This window comes from Carnobacterium sp. (assembly GCF_049673005.1).
Lineage (GTDB): Bacteria > Bacillota > Bacilli > Lactobacillales > Carnobacteriaceae > Carnobacterium_A.
The window spans coordinates 100451-113019 of the sequence record NZ_JBATXB010000123.1; the positions used below are offsets into that span (position 1 = coordinate 100451).

General features: G+C 33.5%; 11 protein-coding genes, 1 tRNA gene, 1 rRNA gene, 1 pseudogene and 1 other annotated feature (1 of these 15 cut by a window edge). Of the genes and pseudogenes, 1 reads left to right on the top strand and 13 read right to left on the bottom strand.

The genetic code is table 11. The features are described from left to right. Positions 1-19: a binding site (T-box leader), on the bottom strand (it extends 245 nt beyond the left edge of the window). A gap of 300 nt (positions 20-319) precedes the next feature. After that, positions 320-1288, top strand: coding sequence for a sensor domain-containing diguanylate cyclase (locus WBF61_RS09530; protein ID WP_424256015.1), 969 nt, complete (start codon positions 320-322; stop codon positions 1286-1288). 72 nt (positions 1289-1360) lie between these two features. Here the strand turns inward: WBF61_RS09530 and WBF61_RS09535 are convergent. The 13 genes and pseudogenes from WBF61_RS09535 to rrf all read right to left on the bottom strand — a co-directional run. Beyond that, positions 1361-1588 (bottom strand): annotated as a pseudogene (locus tag WBF61_RS09535) (hypothetical protein); the annotation flags it as partial. Between the two features lie 346 nt (positions 1589-1934). Further along, the gene (locus WBF61_RS09540; protein WP_424255989.1) at positions 1935-3020 is read right to left on the bottom strand and encodes a S66 family peptidase; all 1086 of its coding nucleotides are present in this window, start codon (positions 3018-3020) and stop codon (positions 1935-1937) included. A gap of 12 nt (positions 3021-3032) precedes the next feature. Further along, the gene (locus tag WBF61_RS09545) at positions 3033-4163 is read right to left on the bottom strand and encodes an NADH-dependent flavin oxidoreductase (protein ID WP_424255991.1); all 1131 of its coding nucleotides are present in this window, start codon (positions 4161-4163) and stop codon (positions 3033-3035) included. A 202-nt stretch (positions 4164-4365) separates the two neighbouring features. Continuing rightward, a complete protein-coding gene (locus tag WBF61_RS09550; protein ID WP_424256017.1) occupies positions 4366-5142 on the bottom strand; it encodes a peptide transporter in 777 nt (258 codons plus the stop codon). Positions 5143-5227: 85 nt separating this feature from the next. Continuing rightward, on the bottom strand, positions 5228-6172 hold the full coding sequence (locus tag WBF61_RS09555; RefSeq protein WP_424255993.1) for a peptide ABC transporter permease: 945 nt from the start codon (positions 6170-6172) through the stop codon (positions 5228-5230). A gap of 147 nt (positions 6173-6319) precedes the next feature. Next, positions 6320-6760 (bottom strand): threonine/serine exporter family protein, encoded by a 441-nt coding sequence (locus WBF61_RS09560; RefSeq protein ID WP_424255995.1) that lies wholly within the window; start codon positions 6758-6760, stop codon positions 6320-6322. Next, complete coding sequence (locus tag WBF61_RS09565; RefSeq protein ID WP_424255997.1) at positions 6757-7521, bottom strand: threonine/serine exporter family protein; 765 nt, start codon at positions 7519-7521, stop codon at positions 6757-6759. Before WBF61_RS09565 ends, WBF61_RS09560 begins: the two co-directional genes overlap by 4 nt. 185 nt (positions 7522-7706) lie before the next feature. Then, positions 7707-9062, bottom strand: a complete 1356-nt coding sequence (gene glmM / locus WBF61_RS09570; protein WP_424255998.1) for a phosphoglucosamine mutase — start codon at positions 9060-9062, stop codon at positions 7707-7709. A gap of 55 nt (positions 9063-9117) precedes the next feature. After that, complete coding sequence (locus WBF61_RS09575; RefSeq protein ID WP_424256000.1) at positions 9118-10302, bottom strand: CdaR family protein; 1185 nt, start codon at positions 10300-10302, stop codon at positions 9118-9120. A 2-nt stretch (positions 10303-10304) separates the two neighbouring features. After that, a complete protein-coding gene (gene cdaA, locus WBF61_RS09580; protein WP_424256002.1) occupies positions 10305-11138 on the bottom strand; it encodes a diadenylate cyclase CdaA in 834 nt (277 codons plus the stop codon). 222 nt (positions 11139-11360) lie between these two features. Beyond that, a complete protein-coding gene (locus WBF61_RS09585; RefSeq protein WP_424256003.1) occupies positions 11361-12170 on the bottom strand; it encodes a formate/nitrite transporter family protein in 810 nt (269 codons plus the stop codon). A gap of 171 nt (positions 12171-12341) precedes the next feature. Further along, positions 12342-12414, bottom strand: a tRNA-Lys gene (locus WBF61_RS09590). A gap of 19 nt (positions 12415-12433) precedes the next feature. Then, positions 12434-12549 (bottom strand): 5S ribosomal RNA (rrf, locus tag WBF61_RS09595). Between the last annotated feature and the right edge of the window lie 20 nt (positions 12550-12569).

Below are 12569 nucleotides of genomic sequence, written 5' to 3' on the forward strand. Positions count from 1 at the left end.
TTCTTATCACTGTTTTTTAACTTTATTCACATTTAATTTTAATTTATTATAGCTTAATTTTTTTTAGATAGCAATCTTTTTAACTAAATTTAGAAATACAATACTAAAAACTTGACTTAAAAAAGGGAACGTTTTAAAATAAGAAACGATTATTATTTAATTTAAAGATACAATTAAGTAGTTAAAACAGCTCGGAAAATGTACTCATGAGTGACTTTAAATTTTTTATATCTAGGAAAAACGAATAAAATAACAATACGCAAAAAAGTTAGATTTAATTTAAAAACAGACAACTATGAAGGGAGAATAATAAGTGATCATGGAAGACACTTACGAAGAATTGGTTAATGAACTGAATCATATGAAACGGTTGAATGAAGAACTAATAAATCAAGTTAATCAAAATGATGTAACTAAGTTTCCTTGGTCTGAAAACTTAGGTCATTGGTATTGGGATTACACTAAAAATGTAGTTGTATTCAATCCTAAGAAAGCAGGAGCAATCGGTTATTTTGAAAATGACATTCCAGATAATCCCGGTTTTGAATTTTTTACCGAAAAATTACATCCAGAAGATTATACTACTGTAATGGAAAATATGAGGAAACACTTACAAGGAATACTTCCTATCTGGGAAGTCAAATACCGGATTCAGGCAAAGGATGGATCATGGAAAGTGTTTAAAGATCGCGGAAAAGTGACGCAACGATCAGCAGATGGAAAACCTCTCTTCCTATCAGGTATCGTTTTTGATGTGACTAAGGAAGAAGAACAGAAAGAAAAGCTTAAACAAAAAAATAACTATTGGAGAAAAAAAGCACTATACGATAATTTAACAAAACTATATACTCGTAGTGCTTTAGATGAAAAATTCGTTGAGCATCATCAATACGCATTAGAAAACCATCGTGTCTATTCTATTATTTTATTAGATATCGATCATTTTAAATCAATAAATGATTATTATGGACATTTAGCCGGTGATGGAGTATTAGCCGAAGTAGGCGATATCATATTAAGTCAAATTCGTTCTACAGACATAGCTGGTCGATATGGAGGAGAAGAATTTTTAGTCATTCTTCCTGATACAGACAGAGAAATGGCTTTAAAAATAGGGGTTCGAATTCAGAAAGAATTAAAGAATATTAATTTTGATACTGATATAACACTTAGTGGAGGTATTGCTTCCGTTAGAGAAAAATCTAATTTGTTATCTATTATTGATTTAGCCGACAAACGTTTATACAAAGCAAAACATAACGGACGAAATCAAATAATAAATAAATAGCTTTTAAAAATAAAATTTAAAAAGAAGCAACTCATTAGACAATTATTGAGTCGCTTCTTTTTATTATATATTTTAAATCTTTGATTTAGGTTTAAATCGTTTTAATCTCAATGCATTTAGTAAAACGGATACAGAACTAAAACTCATAGTTGCTCTCGCATACATCGGATCTAATAATAGATCAACAAAAAGATAAAGAATTGCAATAGGAATACCTAGCGTATTGTATGCAAAAGCCCAAAATAGATTTTCTTTTATATTTTTAATAGCTACTTTACTTAACTCAATGGCTGTCAGAACATAAATTCATTTCCGACTGCTTGTGTTGCTACTAATTCCTCCTATACTAGCCGACTTATTAGCGTTTTAATTGTAGTAGGTTTCCAGTCCATTTTATTTTTGTAGAATACTTATAATTTCTTTGCTCGAAGCAGCGTTCACTGTCCATAAAACACGCATTAATTCCCACTTGGCATCAGTTAGTGTTGTTTTTTTTGTAGACATAAGCATCCCTCTTGCATCTACATTCGTAACCCTGCCTGAAGTTTACATCGGCAATTTTTTTTACAGAGAAAGCCATTCTTTATTTACGACAATAAAAAAGGATTGAGACATAATCCTCAATCCTTAACGTTTATTAAATCAGTTAACTGCTTTTATTTTTAAAAATACATTCATTAAAAGTAATTATTTTCTCATTCATATCGACCGTTGCATCGACACCATATGGTAAGGCACAACGTGGATAAGCATGTCCAAAATTAATATTATATAAGATAGGCAGAGACTCATCAGAGATAACTTTTTTATAGATTTCTTTGTACGGCTGATAGTAAACCTCATTTTGTGGTTTGCCGATTAGTAAACCATTTATTACAGAAAATAACCCTGTTTTTTTTAACGCCACTAACATTTGTTCTAATCGTTTTGGTGTTGGTTTTTCTTCACTTGTTTCAAGGAAGAGAATTTTACCCTCCCATTCTTCTAAAGAAGGATACAATGAGTAGCGTTGATTCATCTCGGCTTCATCTAGATATCTTTCCCCTGTTAGCAGATCATACAAACTTTCTAAACAACCTCCTAATAGCGGACCTGAAAAAGAACCTGTTCCTTGTAAAATCTCATATCCTCTTTTTTCAGAGTGTTGAATACGATTAATTCCTATTGACTGTTTAGAAAAATCCGTTCGTTCTTCGTACCAATAATTGCTTGAACGAATTTCATTTTGTTCAAATCCTCGAAAATAAGAGGCAACGGTCTCTTTAGTGTAAAAAAGCATATTATCTTCTAATTCAGCAATATCATTAATAAAATTTGGCCCATAAAATGAGGTCATGCCTAGTTTATAAAACAGTAGATGATTAACCGTAGTATCAGAAAAACCTGTAAACAATTTCGGTGTAGTTTTTACATTTCGAATAAATTCTTTATCTTCAAGTAGATAAGGCACTAACCGATAAGTGTCATCTCCTCCTATTGCACAAAAAATACCCTTTATCGTTGGATCTTGAAAGGCATTTTTTAAATCTTGTGCTCTAGCTTCAGGATGATTTTTTAAATAATCTATCCCTTTTAAAGCATTTGCCATAAAAACTGGTTTAAGACCCATATGTTCTAAACGTTTTTTCCCGATTTCTATTTGATGAGAACAACTATCTTCACCTAACATACCACTAGAAAGACTTAAGATAGCAACTTTATCTCCTTTTTCCAAAGCGTTTGGCTTAATCATCCTATCACCCACTTAGCTTATTTTTGTAGCAATCGGAACCCAACCCGGCCTACTGGATATATATTCCCACATCTCATCTGGAATCATTAAATCAGTCTTATCTGTAGGATCAATTTCTACTCGAATAGACTGTTCTTTTCCTTCTTTAATTTTTTTGATCCAATCAGGTTCTACAATCAGCTCACGACCAATAGCAACTAGCGGTATTCCCAATTCTAATGCGCTCATCGCATCACTTGGCGTTTGTATTAACCCTACTCCTATAATCGGTATCTTATTTCCTATTTTTTCTTGAATGAGTTGAATAATAGGCTTTTCTATCCCTTTATCTCGCATTGAGCTTTGTTTCATATCTCCAACTGAAACATGGATATAATCTAATTCTTGATCTTTTAATTTATCTAACAACTGAACTGTATGTTCTAACGTGATTCCTGGATTCTCCATTTCCTCAGGTGAAATACGGTAGCCTAATATGAATGGTTTATCTGAGTATTTTTTGATCGCATTTTTCGCTTCTTTCACTACTGCAAGCGGGAAATTCATACGTTTTTCAAGAGTCCCACCCCAATAGTCTTCTCTACGATTTGAGTGAGGAGAAAAAAATTGCTGAATCAAATAAGTGTTCGCGCCATGTAGTTCAACACCGTCAAAACCAGCTTGGATAGCTCTTCTTGTAGCTTCGCCAAATGCTCTTACTAGTTCATGAACTTCATCGCTAGATAAAGCTCTTGGTGTTTCTGCAGATTCTCTAAGTGCTGGTATCGCACTTGCACTAACAGGTTGTTCTCCTCTTAATGTGCTGCTTGTCCCCATTCTCCCTACATGAAATAGCTGCAAAATTGCTTTAGAACCTGTACTTTGAATCGTGGATGCTAATTTAGAAAGACTTTCAATACGATTATCTGATGCCGCACTAAATGATCCTGCAAATTTCCCGTTTTCCATCACTTGTGCACAAGAAGTAATCACAGCGCCTAACCCAGTTGCTCTACGTAGATAATAATTATGTTCATCTGTCGTTATCATACCGTTCTCAAAGGCTGAATTAGTTGTCATCGGTGCCATTAACACACGATTCTCGATTGTCACACCAGATGGAAAGGTAAATGGTTCAAACAATTTATTGTATTCTGGATTCATAGTTCTCCTCCTGATTTTTTATAAGTAACTAGTTTCATTTATGATACTTCAAAGAAACTCATTTTTAAAGTAAAACTAACTCACTTTTCTAAAGTCTAACTCTGATCAAAAATAAAAAAGACCTATTCTATTGGATGAATATAGAAAGAGGGCTTATTTTATTTGACTATTTTAGTATCTTTCCATTTATCTTTGATAAAAACTATTTATTTAATTCTGTATTTGTTTTTAAAAATACACCTAAACGAATTAATTTAAATGAGATACTCATTATACTATAGGGTATCAGTAACAAGAACAGAAAGTTAATCACCATTAATTGCGGATGACTTCCTGAAGGCATAATTTGTGTGTTTCTAAGTCCAGTTAGGATACCACCAGTGTTGAATTGAATTTCAATAAACAGCATCACTGTAATCATTTCTAAATAGATAAATTTCATAATACTTTCTAAGGATGATATCAAATTAGGAATAACATATGAAAAAAACAGCTTATTTTTAGGATATCCTAAGGACTTCGCAAATATAAAATAATTAGATTGATAAATTTCTTTGATGTAAGGTGTCATGTATTTGATTAAGAAGATAACTGGGAAGACACTCACTATAAACAATGGAACTACAACTGCCGGTTCTCTTGGAGTACCAACTGTTTTAAATAAATGAATAGATGTCGCGTTGTACCAACTAACACTAATCCAATGGATGAAAAAAACAATTCCAACGACTGGTAAATTCTCTATATCTTCTAAGTATCTTAACAGCTTTAAAACTGTTTTACCCTTTAAATCCGGATAGAAATAGCTATATAAAGTAAATAAAAGTAGTGTAATAACTAAGCTTGTACTAACTAATTTCAGTGTATAACTACCGCTAACCTGTTGATAAGCTGTGGATAACTTTGTGAAATTAGTATATGTAGCGATTTGTATAAGAGTTTCTTTGACTGTATCCCAGAATAAGCCTGGCCCTCTCATACCCAAGGGTGAAGAATAACTGAAGCAAACAATTAAGATAATACCAAATGGTACCGAAATACATGATACGAGTAGTTTACTAACTTTAATAACTCCGTTGATTTTGCATCCCTCCTACTAAAGCTCTTTTAATAGCATTTAATAAAAGAATTAAACAACCATAACATCCTAATGGGATAAGTACAGTCCAAGGAGTACTAGCCAAACGATTCATGTTTTGACCTATTAATCCACTCCATTCATTAGATAGCGTTACGGTATAGTTCGTGCTTGCATCTAGTTGCATGACTAGTGAACCACCTAAATACAATTCAAAATAAGCTAAATAAATAAACAAAGATAAATTTTGTGTTAAAACTTTAAACAGTAAATTCAATGTTAATTCTGTTAGTTGTGGCTTAAAAGAATATCTGATTATTCTAAACTTAGAACTGCCTAGGCTTTGACTAACACTTGCAAAATCTTGTTTAAATAGATGGTCTAATTCGTTATGGTATAGGTTAACTAAATTAGGCATCCCAACAAGAAATAAAATAAAAAGTTGAAGCATTATAAACGGTACATTAGCTGTCGGTTGGATTGCATCGGCACTAAATAACAATGCTTGGTAATAAGGTCCTATTAACAGTAATAATAAAAAAGGCTTTGGTATCATTGTAAATAGCTTATCCAAATAAGAGATAACTGGCAAAAGAATTATACGTCCTAGTTTGTACATCGTGAAACCGCTTAGAAATAAACCAATTAAAATTTGAAAAAAGCTTAAGAATAAACCAATAAAAAAAGTATATTTAAATCCCTGAATCATTTTGGCGAAGATAGTAAATCCTAGAATATCTGTCCCAAATGGTTTAACTTCTAGAGGTGAAAAGGGTGGATAAGTTAATTCGCCATTTACTAACATTTTATCTACTCGAACTAAAAGAATTTTTGACAAGACAGGTTCGTACAAACAACTAAGCAACAAGAAGAAGAATAAAACTGAGCATAGTAACCAAAGTGTCCTTCTTTTATTTTTTTGCATAAGCATAAATAAAGACCTCCTTTTCAAAAAAACTATAAATCCCCCTCTATATACCCTATATGATCATAGAATAAAAAGATAAAGAAAAGGTAATTTCTCTATCTTTTTATTCTATACTAGGTATATTCTTTTTATTGAATTAACCAAATTAATTTAAGCTTTTATTTCTTTTAAGTGCTGACTTTTTTTTATAACTTTAAATACTGTATCTATCGTAAAAATAGCTAAAGCAATCATCCCAGCAATCTGAAGCGTTATGATCAAATGACCTTGAGCCAAGTTTGTGTGCCCTTTTATAAATTCATAGACAGCTAAATACATTCCTGATCCAGGAAAAAGTGGAAAAAATCCTGGTAAAAAGAAAATGGTCACTGGTACCTTAAATAGTCGAGAAAAAATATGCGATTCTGTAGAAATAACTAGTCCCGAAATATACGTAGCAGGAACTGGTCCAAGAGCTTTAAGAAAAATGAGGTAAACAAACCACCCTGATGCCCCAACAAAAGCTGCCGGTAAAATAAATTTTTTAGGAGATTCCAAAATAATTGTTGCCGCTGCAACAGCCAAAAAGGCTCCTATAATCTGACTAATCAAGAAACACCACCTCCAATAATAACTAAACCAATAGCTACACCCAGGGCAATTGATAATGCGACAACAAAAGCTTCTAGAGCTTTTGCTCCACCTGATGTGTAATCGCCTTGTAATGTATCTCTTATAGCATTTGTAATGGCTGTTCCTGGTACTAAGGGCATGATGGTACTAGTAATCACTAAGTTCATATTAAGATTGGGGAAAAGAAACATCTGAAATAGACCCGCACCAATTGAAATAACTGCAGAGGATACAACATTGCGAACAAAGGAACCCATACCCAATCTTTTTTCTCCTTTTAATACTAAGGCTAATAACGCACCATTAACTCCGGCAGCTGCCATTTCTAATATTCCACCGCCTAATAAAAGAGCAAAAGAAGCCGCCAAGATAGAGGTCGCAATATCTTTATACCCTTGTTTGTATTGGACTTTGCTAATGTTTTGTAAAGCAAGATAAGCTTCTGGTATTTCAATTTCTCCACTTGTTAGTTGACGAGAAATTGTATTTACTTCTGCAATATTACTTAAATTTGTAGCCGTAGAGTTAATGCGCTTAACAATTGTAATAGGATCAACAATACTAGGGTCATCTAACGTAGCCACTAATCCTGTAGCTATTGCTAAAGCTTCTGTAGTCTCAAAATTAGAGGTTTGTAAAATATGGTTCATTGTATCTTCTACACGATAGGTTTCAGCATTGCTTTCTAGCATGATTTTCCCTGCTAATATTGCAACATCCATTAATGTTCTATAATCCATTGAATGTGTGTCACCCTTTCTACAATGATTTTTTTTGGAATTAAATTTAGTTTAGTATAGCATACTTTCTTTTCTTCTTTGGGACTTCAAAAGGTTTTTTTAAGGTTTTCTAACTTTTACTCCTTTACTAAACAAAATAAAGAGCGGAGACAGATACCATCTTCGCTCTTTATCTATTTCGGTTTTTAATCTAATCCTATTTCAGCTCGAACAACAGCTGCGATACGGTCAACATATAAGTCAACCTTCTCTTGTGTTGGAGCTTCAGCCATAACACGTAACAGCGGCTCTGTCCCACTAGCACGGACTAAGATACGTCCATCACCATTCATTTCTTTTTCTACTTCTTCAATAACTTCCTTTATTTCAGGAACGTCCATTGCACCGTATTTATCGTTTACTCGAATATTAACGAGTTTTTGTGGATAAGTGACTACTTCTTCTGCTAATTCTGATAATTTCTTCCCAGTTTGCTTCATTACATTTAATAGCTGAATACCTGAAAGCATGCCATCTCCAGTTGTATTATAATCTAAAAACACCATGTGTCCTGATTGTTCTCCACCGAAATTGTAGCCATTTTTCCGCATCTCTTCTACAACATAACGATCGCCTACTTGTGTCTGTAGAGCAGTCATATTTGCTGCCTCAATAGCTTTATGAAAACCTAAGTTACTCATAACAGTTGATACAATTGTATCTTTTTTAAGTCGGCCTTTTTCCAGCATATGTTTTCCACAGATGTACATGATTTTATCTCCATCAATAATATTGCCTAATTCATCAACGGCAATAACTCGATCGGCATCTCCATCAAAAGCTAATCCTGCATCTGCACCTTTTTCAACGACAAATTTAGCAAGATTTTCTGGATGTGTTGATCCAACGCCATCATTAATATTAAGTCCATTAGGAGAAGCTCCAATAACATCAAATTCAGTTTCTAAATCCGCAAATAAACGATTAATCAACGGGCTAGCTGAACCATTGGCCCCATCTATACAAACTTGTAACCCACTGAGATCATTTGGAATGGTTTGTTGTAAAAATTGAGTATACTTTAATGAACCTTCTGGGTAATCATCGACTGTTCCTAGGCCTTGTGCGCTTGGGCGAGGCAATGTATCTTCTGTTTGATCTAATAATGCTTCAATTTCAAGTTCAGTTGAGTCAGATAACTTAAATCCATCTGATCCAAAGAATTTTATACCATTATCAGGCGCTGGATTATGCGATGCTGAGATCATTACTCCTGCAGCAGCTCCTTGTACACGTGTTAAATAGGCAACTCCTGGTGTTGAAATAACACCTAATTTCATTACTTCTATACCGACAGATAATAGTCCAGCAATCAAAGCAGACTCTAGCATTTCTCCAGAGATACGTGTATCTCTTCCTACTAAAACCCGCGGATGCTCGGTGCCTTCTGTATGTTGACATAAAATATAGCCACCAAATCTTCCTAATTTAAATGCTAATTCTGGTGTTAATTCTGAATTAGCAACTCCTCTAACTCCATCTGTTCCAAAATATTTTCCCATTTCATAATGCCCCTTTTCAAAGTTAAGAACTTTCAATAATTTTTTTAAATATTTATTACTGGTTACTTGAATCTAACTCTGATTGATTTGGTAATGACTCGTTGTTTCCATTTACTTTACTTGATTCAACTTTTTCTCCAGAAATTAAACTACTCTGTTTTTCAGATTCTTGTTTACTGTTTGAAGAGTCTACAGTAGAACTAGTTTTTGATTCAGTATTTTCGATACTTGTATTAGATTCTGCTGGTTTGGCTTCACTAGATGTCTGTTGTTCTTGTTTATTTACCGTAATCCTGATAGTGATTTTCTCAGGCGCAATACTAGATAGTCCATCTATCAAAGGTAAGTTAACTTCCTTAGTAGTTGTCTCATCAATTCCAGTTACGTCTATCTCAAGTGGATAACTACTTAATTTATCTAATGCTTCTGGTGATCCAGTAACCGATAGTAGTGTGTTTTTCTCGTCTTCGATACCTAGTTCATAGTCGTAATTTTCTTCTGGCTTACCTATCTGAATTAACTTCAATGGCAGCGGCTTGCTATTACTATTAACGTCCATACTAACCGTTACTTCTTTTGGATTTATAATCACATCTAGTTGGTTCCCATTTGCATCAAAAGCGTCAACCGGTACTGTTTTTTTAAAATCAGCTTTTATTTCTTCAGAAGACGATACAATTGCTTGTACAGTATTTATTTTTTCAATTGTAGAATCTGCACCCGAAATTTCAACAGTATCATAATTTAAAGTTGGCTCTTCAGCTACATAACCTTCTGCTAAGTTCGCTTCATCGAAAACAACTTCTACTTTAAATGTTTCTACTCTTTTTTCTTTAATTTCAATAGTTATTTCAGGTGGGGTGATCGTATACTTTAAGTCGGAGGACAAACCTTCTGCTACCAAGTTAATCGTATGTACACCTACACCTAGTTCATCTAAATTTTGAGCTGTAATATCAAAAGATTTATTTGCTGTAGTTTGAGATACAATATTTGTTGGTCCCGAAATTTCGATTGAAGCTGTTTCTGGAAAGCCTGAGACAAAATATTTATCTTGATCAATATCAACTACAATCGGTAAGTTTGTAATAATTTTACTTGAGGATGTACTAACACCATTTAAGGGATTTGTTGTCAACAATTTACTGTTATTTTCATAATTTACATAAGTAAATAACAAAACAGCAAAGGCAAAAGCAACCAACTTAGTAAACCAAGAAGAATTATAAATTTTTTCCATCCTTACACCCCTTTCTTGAAGTTATCAACAAACTCTTGGAACGGGTTTTTTTTGATTTCTTCTTCTGGGAGAATTAATTCTTTACTTAAAAATTTAACAAAGTCTTCTTTGGATAGTTCTCTTAATAAATCTCCTCGATGAGAGATGCTCACACCACCGGTTTCTTCAGAAACAATGATTGTGATTGCATCTGTAACTTCACTTAAACCAATAGCTGCTCGATGCCTAGTACCTAGCTCTTTAGGAATTAAAGAACTCTCAGAAAGCGGCAAGTATCCTGCTGCAGCTGCTATCTTATAATCTTTTATCATCACTGCTCCATCATGCAAAGGAGTATTAGGGATAAAGATATTAATTAATAACTCCCCTGAAATATCTGCGTCTAATGGTATCCCGGTGGCTATATACTCATCCAATTCTGTTTCCATTTGAATTGAAATCAATGCTCCAATTCTTCTCTTAGCCATATACTGTACAGCTTGGTCTAGTTGTTGGATCATCTTATTAGCGGGGTTAACTTTTCTTTTTGTATTTTTAAAAAATGTCCCTCTCCCAAGATGTTCTAAACCTCTTCGTAATTCGGGTTGAAAGATAATAATAACAGCTAATACACTCCATTGTATAACCAAATCTACAATCCAACCAACTGTTTGTAACTGCAAGAAGAAACTTCCAATTTTGATTAGCATAATAATCGCAATACCTTTTAGCGACTGAATAGCCTTAGTACCTTTTAACGTTTTAATTAACTGGTAAATAAAAAAGGTCACTACTAGAATATCAACTGCATTAATAAATGATCGCCATGTAAATAACTGTGACCAATCCATGGACATAAATACACCTCCGATAACGTGCAAAAATTGTTACTCTTTTCATATTATACCATACTCTATAGAAATATAAGGAGCTAGTTTCTTGAAAAAAATTTATTGCTTTTGCTCAATTTAATTCCTTCTCATCGTATATTTTACTTATATTACTAAAAATCTAAATATAAAAACCAGGTTTAAACATTTTTATCAATGTCTAACCCTGGTTGTAGGTCGCTTACTCAATTAATCAGAATACTTTGATTTACCATTGTTTAACCATGAATAATTTAATCCTAATAACAGACCTCCACCTACAAAATTACCCAATGTTGCAAATAAAAGGTTTGTAAGAACCGCTATTGTTGTCATACCCGGTACATTACCACCAGTAGAGAAAAAAGCTAATGAGAAAGAAGAGAAGTTCGCAATAACGTGTTCGAATCCTAGAAAAGCAAAGATAAAGATAAGAAAAACAATTGCTAAGATACGTGCAGTATCTTCTTTCAAGTTAATCGTAACAAAAACTGCTATATTTACAATCAAGTTTGCAAATATTCCTTCAAAGAAAACTTGTGACGGTCCTTTTTCTAACTTACTTGCAATTGTCGTAACAAGAAAACTATCTTGTGTAACGTGTAGGAAAGCACCTGTATGAGAAATCAACCAACTTGCTAAAATTCCACCAATTAGGTTGAAAAAGATACAAGCAATTAAAATTGTTGCGGCTTTTTTTAATGGCAATATCTTGCGATGGACAGCAGTGGTCATGTACATCATATTAGAGGTCCCTAATTCAGCGTTTAGATAAATAATCATAACAAGTGACCAAGTAAACATTAGAGCATAGGCTATCTTTCCGCCTCCAGGTACAATTACATTCACAGCTTCACCTAAGTATACAGCTGCTGCAGTTCCAATTGTTAGAAATAAGCACGCAAGCATTGAACGCATAAAATAGCGAGCTTTGCTTTTGTTAAATAAATCTTCTTTTTTTAGGATACTTGCTTGAAGTGTCCTCATTAGTGAACTAGTTTCAAATTCTTCAACTTCCAAAATTTTTCATCTCCATTATTTTCTTCTCATTTCATTCCTTCTTGTTATATATTACACTATCTTTTTCGAGTAAACCACTTTTTTATAGATGTAAACGATTACTATCGGAAATTTTTCAACTTATTTTTTTCCAAAAAAAAACTATCGACGCAATTCGTCGACAGTTACTTATGAGTCATGCAGGATTCGAACCTGCGACCCTCTGATTAAAAGTCAGATGCTCTACCAACTGAGCTAATGACTCAAATAAAAAAAGTTACTATGCGCGGCAACGTCCTACTCTCACAAAGGGAAACCCTTCACTACCATCGGCGCTAAGAAGCTTAACTGCTGTGTTCGGCATGGGAACAGGTGTGACCTTCTTGCCGTCATCACCACACATTAGCGTAACTTGTTATA